The sequence below is a fragment of the Streptococcus mitis genome, assembly GCF_003943905.1.
Taxonomy (GTDB): domain Bacteria; phylum Bacillota; class Bacilli; order Lactobacillales; family Streptococcaceae; genus Streptococcus; species Streptococcus mitis_BC.
Map to the genome: position 1 here is coordinate 100,744 of NZ_RJNS01000004.1, position 21,396 is coordinate 122,139.

The following is a 21,396-nucleotide window of genomic DNA, read 5'->3' on the forward strand; positions in this document are numbered from 1 at the left end:
ACAAGATCCCTTGCAAGAGACCTTATTTAACTTTTTATTTGATATGATTTTTAAATTCTTTTTGGCTCTTTTCGATAGCCTTTTTACTTTCTTCTTCCCACTTAGCCTTGGCTTCATCAAATTGTTTCTTGGTAACAGGGTCTTTTTGTAATCTCATGTACTTATAATTATTTCCGTCACCCTTGATTCCCACTAGGGAGTAGGCACGTGTAAACGGAGTTACTTTGGTTACAGAGGCTGTACCACCATTTGACATAGCAGATATAACTAGAGAATTGTCAATCATCCAAGCTTGAGCTTCAGCGTATTTTTCATAACGCTTAGTGACATCTTTATTCTCAGCATCTGCTTCTTTCAGGAGTTGTGTATAGGTATCGAGCCCTAAACTCTTAATGAGCTCTTGGTCTTCCTTGGCATCAAGACCAAAAATCTTGAGATAGAAGCCAGTTTCAGCATTGAAGGGGTCTAGATAAGTTGACGGATCCTGGTAATCACCAACCCAACCATCAAAGTTTAGGTCGTAGTCACGAGCTGCTGGATTTGGTGCTAGGAAGGCAACATTTCCAAAGTCATCTGTAGAAAGCTGTTGAACATCAATGACGATATTGTCAGAACCTAGTACTGTTTCAAGGGTTTGTTTGACCGAGTTCATACCAGAGACCGCATTTTTATTCGTCTGATCAACAGGGACATCCAAATGGATTGGGAAAGTCACGCCTTGGGCTTCCAATTCCTTTTTAGCTTCCGCAAATTTTGCTTGGGCCTTTTCTTTGTTGAAGTAGGCATCTTGAGCGTCTGCCAAATTGATACCTGACCACTCAGTCCCGTAGTTCACAAGCTTAGAAGCTGTTACTTCTCCAAAGGTCTTATCTCCCACCTGGACAAATGTTGGGGGAACCAGAGTATTACGAAGGGTTTTGCTGGCTGCTTCTTCACCGTTAGATTGGGCAGAGTAGGTCGTACGATCGATAGCAAAGTTAAGCGCCTGACGGAAGTTTTTATTTAAAATCGCTGTTTGTGTTGATTTCTTTTGCTCATCCGTCGTTTTAGCTGTGTGGTTATAGGCTTTACGGTTAACGTTAAAGTTGAAGTACCAAGAAGTCTTGTCTTGTAAGCTATAAACGATATTGTCTTGGTATTTTTCTTTTGTCTTGGCATAGCTGGAGCTATTTGGATAGACTCCCGCAAGCGTATAGGCACCACTTTCAAAGTTTCGAATGGTCATCTCCTGATCTGCCCCATCAAAGTAGGCCAGTTTAACTTTCTCAATGGTCACTTTATCATGATCATAATAATGTGGATTCTTCACATACTCGATCGAAGATTTTGATGTAAAATCTTTTAACAAGTAAGGCCCATTGTAAAGGATGCTGTTTGGCGTCAAGGTACCAAATTCTTTATCCTTTGATTTCAAAAACTCTTCGTTAACTGGGAAAAGGATACTGTTGGTTGTCTTTGAGTTCCAGTAGGGCTCTGGTCGAGTCAAAGTGTACTCAACCGTATAGTCATCCAAGGCTTTCACACCAACTGTTGTGAAGTCATTGGTCGCACCTGTCACATAGTCATTCAATCCCTTGATAGAGTTTTGGATGAGATCCATGGCTTGCCCCTTGTTGTCCGCAGCATACTTAATTCCGGTGACAAAATCTTGAGCTTTGACTGGAGCGTACTCTTCTCCATCAGCAGTGTACCACTTGGCATCTTTTCTGAGTTTGTAGGTATAGGTCAAACCATCTGCCGAAACTGACCACTCTTCCGCTAGAGCTGGCACGAGGTTCCCATAGCTATCATTTTCTAGCAAACCATCCACAAGATTGGTAATCACTGAAGTGTTATCTGCATAATAGTCTAAAAGATAGTTAAATGTCGTCGGATTTGCACTAAATGTTGATGAGAAGGTGCTTGTATCTGTATTGGACTGTCCACAAGCTGAAAGTAAAATCCCTGTAGCTAGGACTAGACCAGTTCCGATAAGTCTTTTTTTCATTTTGATCATTATTCACTCCTTTATGTCACTTTTTATAACATAGGCATATTTTATCAGATTTATCCTAAATTGTAAAGTTTATGGTTTTCCAGCAAATGATTAACCTACTCAAATAAAAAGAAAGGAAGCGCAGCAATTTGCATCTTCCTTTCTTATACATTATTTAACGTGCTTTTCTAGCTCTTTTTGGTATTTGGCATTTGTTTCAATTTTTTCTTTCTGCCATTTCTTGAGAGCTTCTTCGTATTCTTTTGTAGTCACGACATCATTTTGCAATTCCAAGCCTTTGAAGACAAATGGGTCTCCCTTGATTCCGACTTGAGAGTATGCTTTTGTGAATGGTACAGTACGGCTAACAGTTGGAGAACCACCTGAAGAGGCAACTGGGATCAAGAGCGAACTATCCGATACCCAGGCTTGAGCTTTAGCGTATTTCTCATAACGCTTATTGAGGTCGCTTGTTTCAGATGCAGCATCATCCAAGAGTTTCTTGTATTCATCCAGACCAACTTGAGCCATCACTTCTGGATCTTTGCCGCGAGTGATACCCAAGTGTTTAAGGGCAGAACCCTTCTTAGCATCAAGAATGTTTAGGTAGGTAGCTGGGTCTTGATAGTCTGGTCCCCAACCAGTTCCATTCAAGTCATAGTCTTTTTGAGATGGAACCTTAGCTTGAGACGTAATGCTCATTTTTTCATTATCGGTCATTTGAAGGACATCGACAATGACATTCTCAGTTCCGAGTGTTGATTCGATAGATTGCTTGAGTGAGTTAGTTTGTTGAACAGCAATCACATCGGTCTGTTCAACTGGAACATCCAAACGGATTGGGAAGGTCACACCCTTAGCCTGCAATTCTTCCTTGGCTTTAGCAAAGGCAGCCTTAGCTTTTTCAGGACTGTAAATCGTATCCTTGCCATCTGTAAGGGCTACATCTTTCCATTGGTCTCCATATGAAACGAGCTCTGCCTGTGCCAACTCTCCAAAGGTCTTTTCACCTACTTGAACGTAGTCATGAGGCACCAGGCTGTTACGGATAATCTTGTTCGCACCTTCTTCACCATTCAACTGAGCAGTATAAGAGTGACGGTCAAGGGCAAAGTTCAGCGCCTGACGGAAGTTCTTGTTAAGAAGAGCTTCTTTCGTTGATGTTTTTTGAGCTTCATCTGTTTTAGCTGTTTTATTGTAAGACTGGCGGTTTACGTTAACAGTGAGGTAGTAGCTTGTCGCTTCTTGAGGACTATAGACAATCTTATCGCCGTACTCTTTCTTAGTTGACTCAAAGTTTGAGCTTGTTGGGAAGAGACGAGCTGTTGTATAGGAACCTTGTGTAAAGCTACGAATCAAAGATTCTTGGTCTGATCCGTCGTAGAAGGTTAGTTTAATATTGTCAATCTTGACATTGTCCTTATCCCAGTAGTTTGGATTCTTTTCATATTCAATGACTGATTTTGAAGTCAATGATTTCAAGAAATAAGGACCGTTATAAAGGATACTTGATGGGGTTGGCGCACCGTAGTCGCTCCCTTTGGAATTCAAGAATTCTTCATTAACTGGAAGCATGGTAGCAGTTGTAACTTTAGAGTTCCAGAAACTTTCTGGTTTGTTGAGCGTATATTCAACCGTGTAATCGTCAACAGCCTTGACTCCTACAGTAGAGAAATCATTGCTTTCTCCACTGATATAGGCAGCCAAATCCTTGATAGAATCTTGAAGAAGAGAGAGGCCGTCTGATTTGCCATCAGCTGCATGTTTCAGACCAGTAACAAAGTCTTGGGCTTTGACCTCAGCATACTCTTCTCCTTCAGAAGTATACCATTTTACACCCTTACGAAGTTTGTAGGTATAGGTCAAGCCATCTTTAGAAACGGACCAGTCTTCTGCAAGCGAAGGAATCAAGTTCCCGTATTTATCGTTTTCCAAGAGGCCATCGACAACGTTGGCTATAACGTCAGAAGTTGAGCTCTTGCTCGTCACGCTGTAGTCCAAAGATGATGGATCTATTGCATAGACATAAGAAAATGTCTTGGGAGCATCAGCCTTTTTTTCACTTTGCCCACAAGCGGTTAACAGTAGGGCCGCACTCAAAACAGCACCTGCTCCTAAGAGCCACTTTTTCGATTTCATAAATAATCTCCTTAAAGATAGTGTTTTCACCATTATACCCTATTTTTTCATAAAAGCAAGGACTTTCGCCAGATTTTTTAGAAAATTCTAACAAATATTTTTTAAAGATTTTTTTACACAATTTTTAGTAAAAAACCTCAAGCTTCAAAAGCTTGAGGTTCGATCATTTTAGTCAGTCATTTCCACACAGAAAGCATCCCATGGAGCCAAGACCTGTTTTTCAAGTGCTTCTTGAGCCACAGTGTTTTCAATCAAGACCGATTTAACTTTTCCTTCCACTGAAAAGTTTTGTTTTTCATTGGACAAATTAGCCACGACCAGGAAGCGACGGTCACCGTCCTTACGGATATAAGCAAAGACCTTATCAGCCGTATCGAGTAATTCAAAATCAGCTCGAATCAACCAGCTGTTCTCCTTACGGATTTGGATGAGTTTCTGATAGGTATAGAAAATAGAATCTGAGTTTGCCAGTGCTTCTTGAACGTTGATTTCTTCGTAGTTTGGATTAACGGCTAACCAAGGTTGACCTGTTGAGAAACCAGCGTTTTTGCTCTCATCCCATTGCATTGGGGTACGGGCATTGTCACGTCCAATGACACGAATACTGTCCAAGATTTCTTCCATCGGAACGCCTTTTTCAAGAGCCTCACGCGCATAGTTAAGGGATTCAATATCTTCTACTTGATCCAGTGTTTCAAAAGGATAGTTGGTCATCCCAATCTCCTCACCTTGGTAGATATATGGAGTCCCTCTCATGAGATGAAGCAAGATTGCAAAGGCTTTGGCAGATTTTTCACGGTATTCCTGGTCATTTCCCCAGATTGAGACAATACGAGGAAGGTCATGATTGTTCCAGAAGAGGGAATTCCAACCATCCTCAACTCCTAACTCTGTCTGCCATTTGTTGAAGATTTCTTTCAACTTACTGATATTCAGCTCTTTTTGATAGTGCCACTTAGGTTGCCCTTCCTGATACTGAAGACAGATATGCTCAAACTGGAAGACCATAGACAATTCTTGACCCTTTGGATCAGAGTAGAGCTTGGCAATTTCTGGCGTCGCCCCCCAAGTTTCTCCCACCGTCAAGAGATCTTTATCCCCAAAGGTCGCTTGGTTCATCTCCTTGAGATAGGGGTGGAGCATGGGACCGTTATTAACTACCTTCTCATCAGGAATCTTACCAATCATATCAATGACATCCATACGGAAACCACCAATACCTTTATTAATCCAGAAGTTCATCATCTCGTAAATTTTCTGGCGTAGTTTTTCATTCTCCCAGTTGAGATCAGGCTGCTTCTTGCTGAAAAAGTGGAGATAGTATTGACCCGACTTTTCATCGTATTCCCAAGCAGACCCACTAAAGATAGAATCTAGATCGTTGGGCTCATCCCGCCAGATATAGTAGTCTCGCTCAGGGCTGTCAGGATTTTCACAGGCCTCTACAAACCAGGCATGCTCATCCGAGGTATGATTGACCACCAAGTCCATGATAATTCGAATATCACGCTTCTTAGCTTCTGCGATCAGTTCATCCATATCATCCATGTTCCCGAAAATAGCAGCAATCGCTTGATAATCAGAAATGTCATAGCCATTATCATCCATAGGACTGTCATAAACGGGAGAAAGCCAAATCGCTGTGATTCCTAGCTTGGCTAGATAGTCTAACTTACTCGTAATTCCTGGCAAGTCACCAATTCCATCTCCATTACTATCCATAAAACTCTTTGGATAGACTTGATAGACTACGGCATTGTGCCACCATTTTTCTTGCATCTTTTTACCTCATTATTTAATATTCTATAGTCTATGATAGCGCTTTTCAAAATTTTATGCAAGCGTTTGCCTAATCTTTTTGATTTCTTTTTTACCTTTATAGTTTCCTAACTTCCAATTTTTTATTATAATGGAGGTCAGAGGTAAAAAAATGAAAAAACAAGCTTTTAGTTCTGAACAATATTTAAATCTGCAACGCGACCACATTTTGGAGCGTATCAACCAATTTGACGGCAAACTCTACTTGGAGTTTGGTGGCAAAATGTTAGAAGATTTCCACGCGGCTCGTGTACTTCCTGGTTATGAGCCTGATAATAAAATCAAGCTCTTGCAGGAGTTGAAAGAGCAGGTTGAGGTTGTTATCGCCATTAATGCTAGCAACATCGAGCATTCCAAAGCACGTGGTGACTTGGGCATTTCTTATGACCAAGAAGTTCTTCGTTTGATTGATAAATTCAATGAATTGGGGATTTTTGTTGGCTCCGTTGTTATCACACAATACGCTGGCCAACCCGCTGCAGATGCCTTCCGCAACCAGCTAGAGAAAAACGGAATTGATTCTTATCTTCATTATCCAATCAAAGGATACCCAACGGATATGGATCATATCATTTCTCCAGAAGGTATGGGGAAAAACGACTACATCAAAACCAGTCGTAAATTAATCGTCGTAACGGCTCCTGGACCTGGTTCTGGGAAATTGGCAACCTGTGTGTCCAATATGTACCACGACCAAATCAACGGTATCAAGTCTGGCTACGCTAAATTTGAAACTTTCCCAGTCTGGAACCTGCCCCTTCATCATCCAGTCAACTTGGCCTACGAGGCTGCTACAGCAGACCTAGATGATGTCAACATGATTGACCCCTTCCACCTTCAAACCTACGGAGAAACCACTGTCAACTACAACCGTGATATCGAAATTTTCCCAGTGCTCAAGCGCATGCTAGAACGTATCCTAGGAGAGTCTCCATACGCTTCACCGACAGACATGGGTGTCAACATGGTTGGTTTTGCTATTACAGATAATGAAGCCGCTATAGAGGCGTCTAAGCAAGAAATCATCCGCCGTTACTATCAAACCGTTCTTGATTTCAAAGCCGAAAAAGTAGGCGAATCTGCTGTCAAAAAAATCGAGTTGCTCATGAACGACCTCGGTATCACACCTGCAGACCGTAAAGTTGCTGTCGCAGCACGTCAAAAGGCTGAAGAAACCGGCGGACCTGCCCTAGCTCTCGAATTACCATCTGGTGACATTGTCACTGGTAAAAACTCAGAACTCTTTGGTCCAACAGCTGCTGCTTTGATCAATGCCATCAAAAAATCCGCTAACATCGCTAAAGAAGTGAAGTTGATTGAGCCTGAAGTTGTCAAACCAATCCAAGGTCTTAAAATCAATCATCTAGGCAGTCGCAATCCGCGCCTGCACTCAAATGAAATCCTGATTGCTCTTGCCATCACAGCTATGGAAAATCCTGATGCTGCGCGCGCCATGAAGGAACTTGGTAACCTAAAAGGAAGCGAAGCCCATTCAACCATCATCTTGACCGACGAAGACAAGAATGTCCTTCGCAAACTAGGTATCAACGTGACCTTTGACCCTTACTACCAATACGATCGCTTGTATCGCAAATAAATGAACAAGGCTGGGCAAAAACTCAATCTGAGGGAAAATCCAGTAAATCTTTACACGATAAAAGATAAAACGCATAATATCAAGGCTTTTTGAACACTTGGTATTATGCGTTTTATGATTTTTTCCAACCTAACTTATTTCAATGAAATTGTCAACTCGACACAGGCTCCTCCTTGGTCTGGATTGAGCAGGGTCAGACGACCACCATGCAAGAGAGCCACCTGCTTAGAAAAGGCTAAGCCGATACCATGATGGGGATTAGCTGAATTGCGGCTTTGGTCACTCTGGTAAAAGAGCCGTTCCGCTCCCAGCAGCATCTCCTCTGAAAATGAAGGGCCGTTGTTCCAGATAGCAAAAACCAACTGGTCCTGCTGCACTGATACCGTTAGCTTGACTTCCTTTTGATTCTGGTCTGCATGTTCAAGCGCATTCAGTAAAATATTGAGCAAAGCCCGTTTGAGATAGTCCAAATGAATCGACAAAATCAGACTAAGATCACAACCTTCTTGGAGAGAAAAACGATAACTTTCCTGTTTGCTGAACAGTGCCCAATCGTCCTGTAGATAAACCAAAAAGTCTTCTAAGGAAAGTTGGCTGAACTGATTAGCATCAATCTGAAAAGTCTTAGCATAATCAATCAAAGAGCCACAATACTCTTCCATCTTGTGACTGGCCTGCAAAATCTCAGCAGCATAGTCTGCCTGTGGCTGGCTCAACTGCGCCAACCCCAAGAGCTCAGCATTCCCCTTAATCACAGTTAGGGACGTCTTCAAATCGTGCGATGTCGCTGATAGCTGTAAAATCAACTCCTGATTATGCTGCTGCTCTTTTTCTAGAAGACGAGCATTTTCTTGGTGGCTGCTCCGTAAATCGCTATAGACTTCTAGCATTTCCTCAATCCGAAAAAGCTGGCTTTGATTTTCTTCTAAAAGCCTCTTGCTCATTAGCATTTTTATTTCCCTGTCGATTTTTCGGAGCAATTTCAAAATATGATAAAAAGTAATCAGCAGCAAGCTCCCTGCCCAAAAGAACAAGGTAAAAAGAACGTGATCACTTCCTTGCGTAAATTCATAGCCTATAAGCACAAAAATCAAAACATGGAAAAAGACGATTTTTAAACTAGTTGTCCAGACTAGGCTTTTGAAATTTCGTATTCTAATTGCCATCTATAGCCTACTCCTCTCACTGTTGCGATTGCTTGCAGCCCTTCTTGTTTGCATTTTTGACGAATCTGATATACGTATTCTGAGATGGAGCGAAGCTGTGTTTCTGAACTTTCTGGATAAAGCAAGGCATGCAAGCGTTCAGCTGAGAAAGTCTGCTTGGGATTGCTAGCTAGTAAATGCAGTAACTTAAACTCTCGCTCTGAAAATTTCAAGACTTTACCAAAACAGGCAACTTCATAGCGCTCTGGATAAAATTGACAAGAAGCAATTTCAGAATAGCGCTCCTTCCGTCTTTCCTCTCGCCGAAGATGAGCTCTGACACGCGCCAGCAATTCTTTGGTTCCAAAAGGCTTGACAATATAGTCATCTGCTCCGCGAAAGAGCCCTTCTACTTTGTCCGCCTCCAACTCCTTGGCCGTCAGAAAGATAATTGGACACGAAAGATGAGGACGAATGTAGGAACACAACTCAAAACCATTAACAGGCTCCATCATCACATCCAGCAGAATCAAGTCATATCCGACAAAATGCGTCAGCTCTAGGTCTTCTATCCGATCAAGCGTCGTCACATCATAAGCATCGAGCTTTAGGACGTTTTTCACCAGCTTCAAAATGCTCCTGTCATCATCAACCACCAAAATACGATACTGTCTCATAAGTTCCATTATAGCATACCTCTAGCGAACGTCTCGTTTCAAGGTTAAGAATATAGCAGAGCTCCAAACCAAAGCTAACCATAACAGCTGTATTCCCAGCCCTGAGAGATCTATTGAATGCTGAAGTCCTTCATACTCAAAAAGATTTAGCGTAGCCAGATCGGGCAGGTATTTTGCTTCCTGGATAAAAGTTGCCAATAAACGACTGAGGCCAATCAAGAGAGGAAAGAGCACCGACACCGGCACAACCCAAGATTGAAATAGCAAAGCAAGGCCGGCAGTTAAAAAAGCCAGAAAAAGATTGCTGAGAAGACCAAAAGAGCTGTAATAGAGGAATTTCCCCATTAAGAACCAGCTAAAGTCTAGGTCAAAACGAGCTAGCATAACAAGGAAACAGCTGCCTATCATGATACTGTAGAGGATCAAGAGCAGCAAGACCAGAAAAAGGAATTTCCCAGCCAACCAAGCCTTTCTATTTGATACAGTTAGAAAATTCGTTCGCATCCCAGACTTGACAAACTCCTGAGCAAAATAGAGGGAAGTAAAGATGACCATGACAGGCTGCGCTAGATAGAGGGCATGCAAAGCCTCACTCAGAGCCTTCGTCTGGCCAACTGCTGTCTGACTATAGTCAAGATTCATCAGAAAAAAAGGAACGACTACCAGAACCACCAAGGCGGCACCAAGAGCGAGATAGTAAGAACGGAACTTAATCCATTCACTTCTAAGCAGAGCTTTGATCATCAGTAGCGCCCTCCTAAATCCGTCTTCAAAAAGCGCAGAGAGGTCATGCCGCCGATGACTAGCAACCATGCGCCTAGTATCAAGAGCCCTTGCAAGGGATTGTTGACATATTGGGAAGTTGGTGTTGCAGTAAGCAGCTCTCCTGCTGGCTGTGGCAAATAAGCCCCCCAACTCGTGTGAGCTGCCAGGTAGTTTCCTAGATTATAGATCTGGGGTACGAGAAAAAGCAGAGGAACTAGCATGGTCCGAGCCAATAAACCTAACAAAAACGAAAGGATTCCCAATAAGGTCAGAGATAAGGTTTTCCACAAAATCAGACTCCAAGCTGCCTGATTGAGCAGAATCGGAGCAAGCCCTTCCTTTCCTAAAGCCAGATGCATGGCCATATAACTAAAGCAAATTGATAAAAAGCTAGTAGCAAGAGAAAAGCAAGCAAAGGTCATGAGTTTCCCCACAAGCAACTTCAGGCGGTTATTACAGGTCAAGAGGCTAGTTCTCAAGCTATGAGACTGAAATTCCATAGCTCCCAAAATTCCAGCTAAAACGACCAAAACCATGCCTGCCATAGAGGCCCCGTTGAGACCTAGATATTCCAGCGGATCAATGGCTTCTGCCAAACCGGGAACCGTCTCAGGCGTAGCATCCAAGCCAATAGACAAATACTGTCGGCCCTCCAGCCAGGATACGACAGGCACCAATAGCAACATAAAGGCCATACTCACTCTGAAAGCCTTTGTTGAGCGGATTTTCAACCATTCTGAATGCAATAAGGACAGCGTTTCTTTCATCTTAAACCTCCTCTGTCAAATCAAAGAAGAGATCTTCTAGACTGTCTGAATCTTGCAGCACCTCTTCCAATCGTCCCTGCTCAATAATTCGCCCATGATGAATTAAGACTACATCATCTGTCACCATTTGCACCTCTGACAGGATATGGGAAGATAGAAGTACCGTTTTCCCTAAATCAGCCTGCTGACGGATAAACTTTCTAAACCACTTAATCCCACTTGGATCCAGTCCATTGGTCGGCTCATCTAATATAAGAAACTGAGGATCACACAGCAAAGCTGCTGCTAAACCCAACCGCTGACCTTCCCCCAGAGACAGGCTTGACAAGAGATCCTTCCTCTTATGAGCGATTCCAGTCATCTCCAAAACCTCATCGATCCGAGACTTGGGAATAGCATTACTCGTCGCAATAATTCTCAAGTGGTCATAGACCTTTCGATTTGGCAGACCGCCAATGCCATCAAAGGATGCACCTACCGTTCTGAGCGGATAAGTCATTGACTGATAAGTTCGCCCATCAAAAGTCGCAGTTCCTGCTGTCGCCCGATCTAACCCCAAGAGAATCCTCAAGGTCGAACTTTTCCCTGCACCATTTGGGCCTAGAAAAGCTGTAATCCGACCGCTTATAGCTGTAAAAGAAATATCTTCTAAAATCTGCTTGCTTCCCTGCTTTTTGCAGACTCCTTCTATTTTTACCATATGTTCCATAACGAACTCCTTTATCTTTATTTTCTCCAGTATATCCAATCTAGTTCAGAATTAGTTCAGAGATTAAACAGAAATTTCAGAAAAAGTTGATCCACTTTTCAAAAATCACCTTAATTCCACTAGAAAAAACTAAACTTTTCTTTCACAAGGTATTCTTCTCTCCATTCTTTCTTTATAATTCTGAGGTTTCTGTACGGAGGCTTTATTATCATTCTAGTATCAAAAAGTCATTTATCAAACTCCATCAAGAACAGGCTTTATGATATAATGAAAGAAGAAAACTGAAAGGAACTATCATGTCAAAAGAAGTTATTGTTGAAAGTTTTGAACTTGACCACACCATTGTTAAAGCACCCTATGTCCGCTTGATTGGAGAAGAAACAGGGCCAAAGGGAGATGTCATCTCCAACTTTGATATTCGCTTGGTGCAACCAAACGAGGACTCTATCCCTACCGCTGGCCTTCACACTATCGAGCACCTCTTGGCCAAACTCATCCGTACCCGCATTGACGGCATGATTGACTGTTCGCCCTTCGGTTGCCGTACTGGTTTCCACATGATTATGTGGGGACGCCATACTAGCGCTGAGATTGCAGCTGTTATCAAGGATTCGCTCAAGGAAATTGCTGAGACTACTACTTGGGAAGATGTCCCTGGAACAACCATCGAATCTTGCGGAAACTACAAGGACCACAGCCTCTTTTCTGCTAAAGAATGGGCGAAACTCATCCTAGAACAAGGTATTTCAGATGATGCTTTTGAGCGTCATGTTATCTAAACGCAAAAGAACCAGTTACAATAACTGGTTCTTTTTTATTCTCAAAATCTCGGGTTAGGCTTTTTCTCGAATGACTAAAGCGCCATCTTCCATATCTGCTTCCAAATGTTTGGCATCTAGATGATCCAAGTGGAAGTCTGTCACCTTATCACGGATTTGTTGTTCAACTACACGACGGAGAGGACGAACACCCATGACTTCGTCATAGCCTTCTTCTGTGATAAAGTCCTTAGCTGCTTGACTAACTTCAAGGTCAATTCCTTTCTTAGCCAAGGTTTGGTTGACTTCAGCCAACATCAAGTCCACAATCTTAGAAAGATCTTCCTTATTTAAGTGTGAGAACTCGATAACTGCGTTAAAGCGGTTGAGGAACTCTGGACGGAAGAATGGTTTCAAGCGATCCATCAACTCTGGTTTATCCGCATCTTCTGTCAAGTTAGCTTCATAGCCAAATCCAGCATTTGATGTTGCGATAATGACAGTGTTTTTAAAGTTAACAGTATTTCCTTGGCCATCAGTCAAACGACCATCATCCAAGACTTGGAGGAGAAGAGTAATGACTTGAGGATCAGCCTTTTCAATCTCATCCAAGAGAATGATAGAGTAAGGATTGCGACGAACACGTTCTGTCAAGGTATTGCTATTGTCATCATACCCCACATAACCAGCAGTTGTACCGATTAGCTTAGATACAGCTGTGCGGTCACTGTATTCAGACATATCCAAACGAATGATCGCATCCTTGGTTCCAAACATATCGAGTGCCAATTGCTTAGCCAGCTCGGTCTTACCAACCCCAGTAGGACCCACAAAGAGGAAGCTACCGATTGGGCGATTGCCTTCATCAAAACCAGCACGATTACGACGGATAGCACGAGCCACTGCTTCAACCGCTTTATCTTGGCCGATTACCTTGTGTTCCAAACGATGAGCCATATCTTTCAAACGTTCGATGTCTGACGCTCCCATTTGAGATACTGGAATACCTGTCATTCGTTCCACAGATTCGGCCACATCATTGACAGTGGCAGTCACTTTCATATCTTCTGTGTGGTTTTCGACTTTTTTCTCCAATTCTGCAATGCGAGTTTTGGCATTAAGAGCTGCTTCAAAGTCTTCTGCCTCAACTGCTTTTTCTTGCTTGTCTTTTTCTGCCTCAATTTCACGTTCAACAGCATGAACATCTGTTACTGGATGTTGAGCTGCCAAGTGAGCCGCAGTTACATCGACAAGGTCGATAGCCTTATCAGGCAAGCTACGTTGAGGAATGTACTGGATTGAATAATCCACTGCTGCTTTCAAGACTTCGTCTGGCAAAATGACATTGTGGTGTTGTTGATAGAGGTCACGAATCCCTTGAAGAATTTTAAAGGTATCCTCTGCTGAAGGAGCATTGACCTTGACTTCGTTGAAACGACGAGCAAGAGCTGCATTCTTCAAGATAGTGTTACGGTATTCATCCTGAGTTGTTGCTCCAATAACGGTCAACTCACCACGAGAGAGAGCTGGCTTGAGAATATCCGCAAGCCCTTTAGATCCACTGTCTCCACCAGTGCTACCAGCGCCAAGGATTTGGTGAATTTCATCAAAGAAGAGGATAATATTTCCTGCTTCTCTCACTTCGTTGACTAGATTTTGCACATTTTCTTCAAAGCTACCACGGTATTGAGTACCAGCCTCGAGACCTGAGATATCAATGGAAATGATTTCCTTATTCTTGATAGCAGCTGGAACATCTCCGTTCACAATGGCTTGTGCTAGACCTTCGACAACGGCTGTCTTACCAACACCTGCATCTCCGACCAGAACAGGATTGTTCTTGGTACGGCGTGAGAGGATTTCAGATGTTTCTTGAATTTCCTTGTTTCGTCCGATAACAGGATCCAACTTGCCCTCGCGAGCTTCCGCTGTCAAGTTACGACCTAGTTTAGCAAGGACACCGTCTTGTTTCATACCTGACGCGTGTTGTTGCATTTGTCCATCAGATTCTGCATTTCCTGGCAATTGACCAGTTGCACGATAATGAGCAAATTCCTCAGGTGTCACTTCACGTCCATTAATCAAGTAGCGACGATTTTCAGAACTGTATCCTCGCATACCACCCATCAATTGGTTAAACAAATCATCCATGTTGTTAAAGTTGTTATTCATATTCTTTACCTCGTTTATTGTTCATTATTCGCGGCCTCTGATATTGACTATCTTTGACCTTTGTTTTAAAAATTTTAGACTAGCTAACTAGCTACCCTACGTATAATTTCTGGTTTTTCTTTTTTAAATAAGCCTTTTATCATCTTCTTTTCAAAATCTGTTAGATTTAACATAGGCCTCACCCCTTTCCTGGGATTCTACACTTCATTCTCAAGGAACAATTCGTTGAAAATGAGCTTTTTAAGGAATTCATTTTCCTTATGTTTCTACTATATCACTTTGGTCAGTAAAAGTCAATAATTTTTTGACCAAATTTGACTATTTTTTAAAAAATTTTTAAGCACACAAAAAGCCAGTCATATCGACTGGCTTTTCTCTATTACAATTGAATCTTAGCTCAATGCGTCATCCATTGAAAGAACTTCGTGGAAGACACGTTGTGTCAATTCAGTTTTTTGTTCTGGAGTGAGGTATTTAGTGTTTACACAGTATCCAGAGATACGTACGATAACGTCTTCACCTGACATGATCTTTTCGTAAACATCGTTCAAGTCCATAACGTTCAAGTTAACGTGTTGTCCACCGTTTTCGAAGTAACCATCAAGGATTGTTACCAAGTTATCCACTTGTTCGTCACGAGTCTTACCAAGAGCACGTGGAGAAACTTGAGTTGTCAATGAGATACCGTCAGCTGCGTAACCAAAGTCAAGGCTAGCAAGTGAGTTCAAGTTTTGCAACCATCCACCTTTAGCTTTGTTAGAAGGGTTAGCACCTGGTGAGAAGAATTCAAGTTTAGACAAGTTCACAGAACCATCTTCGTTGAGGTATACACCTTTGTGGACTGGTGAGTTACCAGTTTGTTTAGAGTAAGCAACGTTAGATGTGATTGTCAATAGTGATACTGTAGCTTCTGCGTCTTTGTAAAGTTTGTGGCTACGTAGACGAGTTGTATAAGCTTCGATCAACCATTCTGCCAATTCGTTTGAACGTGGGTCATCTTCACCCCAACGTGGGTATTCACCGATTGTTTCATAATCGTAGATATAACCATCTTCATCACGGATTGGTTTAACGGTAGCGTATTTAATCGCTGACAATGTATCAACAGTGTTAGCAAATCCACAGATACCGAATCCCATGTTGGCACGTTGTTTCGTTGGCAAGAAGGCCATTTGAACAGCTTCGTAGTTGTACTTGTCAGTCATGTAGTGGATGATGTTCAAAGCATCTACATAAGTGTCAGTCAACCAGTCAAGAGATTTTTCAAAGTTCGCTTTAACTGATTCAAATTCAAGAACTTCGTCACGGATAGGATCGATGTCAAATACTTTGTAGTCTTTGTGAACATCGTCGTAACCACCGTTCAAACCAGTAAGAAGGGCTTTCAAAACGTTTACACGAGCACCGAAGTACTGGATGTTGTGGCGTTGATCTTCGTTTTCTGGGTCAAGCGGTGACACACAGCATGAGATACAGCTCATTTCACCGTATCCGTCTTTAGCCATTGTTGTTACACCTTCGTATTGGATAGAAGAGTGTTTGTGGCTCATATGCATACAGTAGCGACGGAAGTTGTATGGCAATTTGTCAGTCCAAAGAACTGTCAAGTTTGGCTCTGGAGAGTTACCGATGTTGTCAAGAGTGTTCAAGAAACGGTAGTCCATCTTAGTAACACGGTGACGACCGTCGTTACCCATACCAGCCATAGAAGTTGTGATGAAGGTTGGGTCACCTGAGTACAATTGGTCATAAGCTTTTGTACGAGCAAATTTAACTGTACGAAGTTTCATAACGAAATCATCAACGAACTCTTGGATTTCTGATTCAGTAAATGTGCCACGAGCAAGGTCACGTTCTGCAAAGATATCCAATACGATTGGCACACGTCCTAGAGATGTTGCAGCACCGTTGATAACACGGCAGACAGCCATAAAGGCGATGTTCACCCATTGGATGGCTTCTTTGACGTTCATCGCTGGTTTGCGGACATCAACTCCGTAAAGGTCACCCAAGCGAACAACTTGTTGCAATGCCTGGTATTGAAGGTTTACTTCTTCACGAAGACGGATTGTTTCTTCATCAATTTCTTTAATTGCATTCCAGTCGTTTACTTTTTCTTGCATCAAGTAGTCTGCACCGTAAAGAGCAAGACGTGCGTAAACACCGATGATACGTCCACGTGAGTAGGCATCTGGAAGACCAGTTACAGTGTGAGCGTGACGAGCGCGACGGATGTTTGAAGTATAGGCACGGAAGATACCGTCGTTAACTGTTGTTACGTATTTAGTAAAGATTTCGTGAACAGCTGGATCTGGTTCGTATCCATTTTCTTTCAAAGTAGTTTCAGCCATACGGATACCACCTTTTGGCATGAAGTTCAATTTGAAGAGTTCATCGTTTTGGATACCAAAAATCAATTCGTTTTCTTTGTCGATAAATCCAGCAGGAATATCAGCAATAGATGTTGGACGAGTGTCCATTGGGAAACGAGTTTCTTCGTAGTGTGCTTTTGTTTCTTCTACAATCTTTTTAATGTGAAGTGAACGTTCTGTTGGTCCAGCAAGGAAGCTTTCATCTCCATCGTAAGGTGTGTAGTTAGCTTGAACGAAGCGAGAAATACTTGCTTTTTCTTTCCAATCTACGCCTTTGAAGCCTTCCCAAGCTTTATCAAAAATGTCTTGTGCTTCAACAACTGTCTTAACAACCATGTTAATGTCCTCATTTTTCTTTCTAGTAACAGTCATCTGTTACATTCATGAGACCAGTATACCATACAGTAACCGATTTCAACAAGCGAAAAAAGGCTTTTTTATCACTTTCTTTTCTAATACAGTCTGTTTATCAGTGCGATCTGTATTATATATTTGAAAGAATGAGTACTCTTTCCCATTTTTTCAGAAAAAAGGGTATAATAAATAGAAAATGACACTAGAAAGGAAGAAAAAATGCTCATATTTCCATTGATTAATGATTTGTCCAGAAAAATCATCCATATCGACATGGATGCCTTTTTTGCTGCGGTGGAAATAAGAGATAATCCTAAGTTAAAGGGCAAACCTGTTATCATTGGGAGCGACCCCAGACAAACAGGTGGTCGAGGTGTCGTTTCTACCTGTAGCTACGAGGCGAGAGCTTTTGGTGTTCATTCAGCCATGAGTTCTAAAGAAGCTTATGAGCGTTGCCCTCAAGCCGTCTTTATCTCGGGAAATTATGAAAAATACAAAACTGTGGGACTTGAGATCCGAGCTATTTTTAAACGTTACACCGACCTGATTGAACCTATGAGTATTGACGAAGCCTACTTGGATGTGACAGAAAATAAACTCGGTATCAAGTCAGCTGTCAAAATAGCTCGTCTCATTCAACAAGATATCTGGCAGGAGCTGCACCTTACCGCTTCTGCAGGTGTTTCTTACAATAAATTTCTAGCTAAAATGGCCAGCGATTATCAAAAGCCACATGGTTTGACAGTTATCCTCCCTGACCAAGCCCAAGAATTTCTCAAACAAATGGATATTTCTAAATTTCATGGAGTGGGCAAGAAAACAGTGGAAAGGCTTCATGAAATGGGCATTTATACTGGCGCAGACTTATTAGACGTTTCTGAAGTCACTTTAATCGATCGGTTTGGCAGACTCGGTTTTGACCTTTATCGGAAAGCTAGAGGCATTCATAACTCACCAGTCAAGGCCAATCGCATTCGTAAGTCCATTGGCAAGGAGAAAACCTATGGAAAGATTCTCCAGGCTGAAGAGGACATCAAAAAAGAGCTGACTCTTCTCTCTGAAAAAGTTGCTCTCAATCTCAGCAAACAAGACAAAGCTGGAAAAATCATTATCCTAAAGATTCGTTACGCTGACTTCTCCACTCTAACTAGGCGGAAAAGCCTCTCACAAGCAACACAGGACGCTAGCCAGATTTCTCAAACCGCCCTTCAACTTTACGAAGAACTAGCCGAAAAAGAGAAAGGCGTTCGTTTACTAGGAATTACAGTGACAGGATTTTAAAAAGCTTGAAGGAAAATTCCCTCAAGCTTTTTCTTATACAAATAAACGCACAAAACTATAGAGCAACAAAACGCTACCGAGTACGATACGGTATTTACCAAAGAGTGTAAAGTCGTGTTTCTTCACATAGCTGGTCAAGAAACGAATGGCAACCATGCTGACCGCAAAGGCAACACCCATAGCAACCAAGAGCAAGAACAGTTGTCCAAAACTCAAGAGTTGACCTGCTTTAATAAATTTGAAAATCTTTAAAGCACTGGCTCCGAACATAACAGGAATTCCGAGATAGAAGGTAAACTCTGTTACGACAGAGCGGCTCGTTCCATTTAACAAACCACCAACAATCGTCGCACCTGAACGGCTCGTTCCTGGGAAGAGGGCGAGGACTTGGAAGAGTCCAATGTAAAGGGCTGTTTTATAAGGCAACTTGTCTAACTCTGTTACTGTTGGTTCAACGGCTTGCGCCTTATTTCGTTTTTCAAGATAGATAAAGGCAACACCATAGATAATCAACATGATTGCAACCGAAACCATGTTATGGAAGTTGGCATCAAACCAATCATCTAGTTTAAAAACCAATAGTAAAGGCAAGGTTGCAACGAGAACTTTTGACCACAATTGCCAAGTTCGACGAACTTCTACCTTAGTTTTACCAGGTTTGAAAGGATTAAGCTTGTTAAAGTAAATCACCATAACTGCTAAAATAGCTCCCAGCTGAATGACAACATTAAACATAGACATGAAGGCTTCATTCTGGTCCTTGTATTGTACAAATTCTTCAACCAGGATCAAGTGGCCAGTACTTGATATAGGCAACCATTCTGTAATTCCTTCAACAATCCCAAAAAAGATTGACTTCAAAATTTCAATAAAATACATACATTACTCCTTTTTCTGTCCTCTATTATAGCATAATTTCGGATGTTGTGATAGATTTTTTCTAGAAGGCTCCGATACTACCACCGCCTCCGCCTCCTGAGAATCCTCCGCCAGAACTTCCACTTCCAGAAGAGACGGAGTAGGTACTTGCTGTGTTTGCAATACTAGCATAGTGACTCATTTGAGCAGTTGAATGATAAAACATACTGTGCCAGCCATAAGCTATGTAAAGATTGATATCTGGGTTCTCAACTTGAATCTGATAAGATTTCATCAAATGACTCACCTTGTCCGCATAACCAAATAAAGTAGCATAGACAAGGAGGCGATTCCAAAGAACAATACTTTCTAATTCTGCCTTGTCTAGGTGAGCGATATCGCGAAGCATGTTTTCAAAACTAGTCCAGAGATAGTATGCTTCTAGTCCTTCTTCGTTTAAAACACCATCACGAGTATCAAATCGTGTCGTCCAATAATAGACGGCAGCTAACATCAAGCTCACAAACCCAAGGATAGGAAGTGGTAGAGAAAGGTACCCGTGAGCATCCAAACTATACAAGAACCAGCCAAAACCAACGAAAGCAGGTAGAAGCGTAGAGACACCTATCGTCAATCGCAAGATTTTTTCTCCATTACTCAGTGGACGATAATAATCTGGAAGTTGCAAAGAGGAAACCCGCTTTCTCACCCCATCCTGCATCTGCTTCAGAGCTTGCTCGAAAGAAGACTTAAGCTTACGTCCCGTTTTCTGAATCCGTTTTTCATCAGTTGCTTTTGCACCTTGGTAAAGACTAGTTGACACTTGGTAATCTGCAAACAAATCTGAAACAAGCACTTCTTCTCTTCCTGAAAAAGCCAAATTAAGGCAATCTTTTTCAAAACTTGCTAATCCTTTTTCTTTTACGACTTTTAGACGGACCTCGTCTCCATTTGAGATGATTGAAACATTTCCACGGTCGATCACATCCAATAAAGTTGCCTGAACGAGTTGGTCAAAGGTGAACTTCCCTCCTCCCTTGGTCAAGGGACTGACTTCCTCTAAAGAAGTGGAGTAAACAGCTTCCGATAAAACCATCGGTTCTAAGTCCATTGGCGGTTCATAGAGACGGNGATTTTTGTCATATTTCTTCGATGGGGAGGTTTTTCTTCTGTAAATGTGGTAGAAAATGACACTTAAGACTAAAGAAATCGAGAGCAGTAAAGGGATAATCCACGTAGCCAGAGCTTTACTTTGAGTTTTTTCAGCAGTAATGGATTCCTCTATTTTTTCAAATTCTGCTAAACGATTGCCCTTCAATCCCTGATCCAAAGCCGTTCCAAAATCTTTTCTAGGCCAATAGGCATGCAATTCAACCCCACGCTGACGAGGTAGGTTCTGCAAATGAACACGATAATCACCATCCATCTTCTCTACCTTGCCCTCTGTAAAGAGTTTCCCTGTATGAAAGAAAAGTTTTTCAGCTCCATTAAAGCCCATTACCCGAAACTCAAAATTTTCGATAGGTTCTGAACTATCCGTCAAGGGTTGCCAATTAAGTTCCGCGATATCATCATATAGAAATAGGAGATTTTTTAATTGCCATGTGATTACCACTTCAACAGTATCTCCCCCTTGGCCTGGATTATACACTTTTACAGTATACCCTTCCGATTCTTCTATCACTTCACTATTGACATTCTCAATGGCGCTAGCATTTTTCCATACCTGAACCTTTGGACTGGAATCTATTTCAAAGCCCTTTGGCATCTTACCAGAACGGCCAAGTCCTACTAGTTGTCCATTAAAGTCTTCATCAAAATAATAGACTACTTTCTCCCTAAATTCTGCTGTATTATCTGCATGAATATACAAATCACCTTGATAAGAGCGAATCTTGAAATCAACCGCAAAAACAGAGAGTGGTAAAATACAAAACAAGCTAAATAAAAGCAAGAAAAAAGTCTTTTTCACAACACAATCCCCCTTTTTATCTTTGCTATCATTATAT

General features: G+C 41.8%; 15 protein-coding genes. 3 read left to right on the forward strand and 12 right to left on the reverse strand.

Annotated features, from left to right (window positions below; translation table 11 throughout):
* Positions 1-34: 34 nt before the first annotated feature.
* The 3 genes from D8854_RS07810 to D8854_RS07820 form a co-directional block, all read right to left on the reverse strand.
* On the reverse strand, positions 35-1,996 hold the full coding sequence (locus D8854_RS07810; RefSeq protein WP_125450440.1) for a peptide ABC transporter substrate-binding protein: 1,962 nt from the start codon (positions 1,994-1,996) through the stop codon (positions 35-37).
* Between the two features lie 150 nt (positions 1,997-2,146).
* Entirely contained in the window at positions 2,147-4,114 is a 1,968-nt protein-coding gene (locus D8854_RS07815) for a peptide ABC transporter substrate-binding protein (RefSeq protein WP_125450441.1), read from the reverse strand.
* Positions 4,115-4,282: 168 nt separating this feature from the next.
* Positions 4,283-5,893: a glycoside hydrolase family 13 protein gene (locus tag D8854_RS07820; protein WP_125450442.1), complete on the reverse strand. Its 1,611-nt coding sequence runs from the start codon at positions 5,891-5,893 to the stop codon at positions 4,283-4,285.
* Between the two features lie 151 nt (positions 5,894-6,044).
* Between D8854_RS07820 and D8854_RS07825 the strand changes: the two genes are divergently transcribed.
* Complete coding sequence (locus tag D8854_RS07825; protein ID WP_061454031.1) at positions 6,045-7,529, forward strand: DUF1846 domain-containing protein; 1,485 nt, start codon at positions 6,045-6,047, stop codon at positions 7,527-7,529.
* A 134-nt stretch (positions 7,530-7,663) separates the two neighbouring features.
* Here D8854_RS07825 and D8854_RS07830 read toward each other — a convergent pair whose 3' ends face one another.
* Genes D8854_RS07830 through D8854_RS07850 form a run of 5 tightly spaced genes read right to left on the reverse strand, consistent with a single transcriptional unit; the run spans position 7,664 to position 11,592 of the window.
* Complete coding sequence (locus tag D8854_RS07830; RefSeq protein WP_125450443.1) at positions 7,664-8,695, reverse strand: sensor histidine kinase; 1,032 nt, start codon at positions 8,693-8,695, stop codon at positions 7,664-7,666.
* Positions 8,662-9,360: a response regulator transcription factor gene (locus D8854_RS07835; protein ID WP_125450444.1), complete on the reverse strand. Its 699-nt coding sequence runs from the start codon at positions 9,358-9,360 to the stop codon at positions 8,662-8,664. The genes D8854_RS07830 and D8854_RS07835 overlap by 34 nt, the downstream gene beginning before the upstream one ends.
* A gap of 12 nt (positions 9,361-9,372) precedes the next feature.
* Positions 9,373-10,095 carry a lantibiotic ABC transporter permease gene (locus D8854_RS07840; protein WP_125450445.1) on the reverse strand — a complete coding sequence of 241 codons (723 nt, stop codon included), beginning with the start codon at positions 10,093-10,095 and terminating at the stop codon, positions 9,373-9,375.
* On the reverse strand, positions 10,095-10,883 hold the full coding sequence (locus D8854_RS07845) for a lantibiotic ABC transporter permease (RefSeq protein ID WP_125450446.1): 789 nt from the start codon (positions 10,881-10,883) through the stop codon (positions 10,095-10,097). The genes D8854_RS07840 and D8854_RS07845 overlap by 1 nt, the downstream gene beginning before the upstream one ends.
* Before the next feature lies 1 nt (position 10,884).
* A complete protein-coding gene (locus tag D8854_RS07850) occupies positions 10,885-11,592 on the reverse strand; it encodes an ABC transporter ATP-binding protein (protein ID WP_125450447.1) in 708 nt (235 codons plus the stop codon).
* Between the two features lie 296 nt (positions 11,593-11,888).
* Here D8854_RS07850 and D8854_RS07855 point away from each other — a divergent pair, with 296 nt between their 5' ends.
* Entirely contained in the window at positions 11,889-12,371 is a 483-nt protein-coding gene (locus D8854_RS07855) for an S-ribosylhomocysteine lyase (RefSeq protein WP_000032557.1), read from the forward strand.
* 54 nt (positions 12,372-12,425) lie between these two features.
* On the opposite strand, the gene D8854_RS07860 is transcribed toward D8854_RS07855, so the two are convergent.
* Positions 12,426-14,522, reverse strand: a complete 2,097-nt coding sequence (locus D8854_RS07860; RefSeq protein WP_125450448.1) for an ATP-dependent Clp protease ATP-binding subunit — start codon at positions 14,520-14,522, stop codon at positions 12,426-12,428.
* 392 nt (positions 14,523-14,914) lie between these two features.
* Positions 14,915-17,230 (reverse strand): formate C-acetyltransferase, encoded by a 2,316-nt coding sequence (gene pflB, locus D8854_RS07865; protein WP_000260614.1) that lies wholly within the window; start codon positions 17,228-17,230, stop codon positions 14,915-14,917.
* A 237-nt stretch (positions 17,231-17,467) separates the two neighbouring features.
* Here pflB and dinB point away from each other — a divergent pair, with 237 nt between their 5' ends.
* Entirely contained in the window at positions 17,468-18,529 is a 1,062-nt protein-coding gene (gene dinB / locus D8854_RS07870; RefSeq protein WP_125450449.1) for a DNA polymerase IV, read from the forward strand.
* A 33-nt stretch (positions 18,530-18,562) separates the two neighbouring features.
* Here the strand turns inward: dinB and D8854_RS07875 are convergent, their stop codons facing one another.
* Positions 18,563-19,408, reverse strand: coding sequence for an undecaprenyl-diphosphate phosphatase (locus D8854_RS07875; protein WP_125450450.1), 846 nt, complete (start codon positions 19,406-19,408; stop codon positions 18,563-18,565).
* A 61-nt stretch (positions 19,409-19,469) separates the two neighbouring features.
* Positions 19,470-21,359: a DUF2207 domain-containing protein gene (locus D8854_RS07880; RefSeq protein ID WP_125450451.1), complete on the reverse strand. Its 1,890-nt coding sequence runs from the start codon at positions 21,357-21,359 to the stop codon at positions 19,470-19,472.
* Positions 21,360-21,396 lie beyond the last annotated feature (37 nt).

What these genes read in the sequence shown, in the direction of transcription:
- D8854_RS07825 (WP_061454031.1), top strand. Translation starts at nt 6,045, where the DNA reads ATGAAAAAACAAGCTTTTAGTTCTGAACAATATTTAAATCTGCAACGC.
- D8854_RS07860 (WP_125450448.1), bottom strand. Translation starts at nt 14,522, where the DNA reads ATGAATAACAACTTTAACAACATGGATGATTTGTTTAACCAATTGATG.
- D8854_RS07875 (WP_125450450.1), bottom strand. Translation starts at nt 19,408, where the DNA reads ATGTATTTTATTGAAATTTTGAAGTCAATCTTTTTTGGGATTGTTGAA.
- D8854_RS07815 (WP_125450441.1), bottom strand. Translation starts at nt 4,114, where the DNA reads ATGAAATCGAAAAAGTGGCTCTTAGGAGCAGGTGCTGTTTTGAGTGCG.
- D8854_RS07830 (WP_125450443.1), bottom strand. Translation starts at nt 8,695, where the DNA reads ATGGCAATTAGAATACGAAATTTCAAAAGCCTAGTCTGGACAACTAGT.
- D8854_RS07820 (WP_125450442.1), bottom strand. Translation starts at nt 5,893, where the DNA reads ATGCAAGAAAAATGGTGGCACAATGCCGTAGTCTATCAAGTCTATCCA.
- D8854_RS07835 (WP_125450444.1), bottom strand. Translation starts at nt 9,360, where the DNA reads ATGGAACTTATGAGACAGTATCGTATTTTGGTGGTTGATGATGACAGG.
- D8854_RS07840 (WP_125450445.1), bottom strand. Translation starts at nt 10,095, where the DNA reads ATGATCAAAGCTCTGCTTAGAAGTGAATGGATTAAGTTCCGTTCTTAC.
- dinB (WP_125450449.1), top strand. Translation starts at nt 17,468, where the DNA reads ATGCTCATATTTCCATTGATTAATGATTTGTCCAGAAAAATCATCCAT.
- pflB (WP_000260614.1), bottom strand. Translation starts at nt 17,230, where the DNA reads ATGGTTGTTAAGACAGTTGTTGAAGCACAAGACATTTTTGATAAAGCT.
- D8854_RS07850 (WP_125450447.1), bottom strand. Translation starts at nt 11,592, where the DNA reads ATGGAACATATGGTAAAAATAGAAGGAGTCTGCAAAAAGCAGGGAAGC.
- D8854_RS07845 (WP_125450446.1), bottom strand. Translation starts at nt 10,883, where the DNA reads ATGAAAGAAACGCTGTCCTTATTGCATTCAGAATGGTTGAAAATCCGC.
- D8854_RS07810 (WP_125450440.1), bottom strand. Translation starts at nt 1,996, where the DNA reads ATGATCAAAATGAAAAAAAGACTTATCGGAACTGGTCTAGTCCTAGCT.
- D8854_RS07855 (WP_000032557.1), top strand. Translation starts at nt 11,889, where the DNA reads ATGTCAAAAGAAGTTATTGTTGAAAGTTTTGAACTTGACCACACCATT.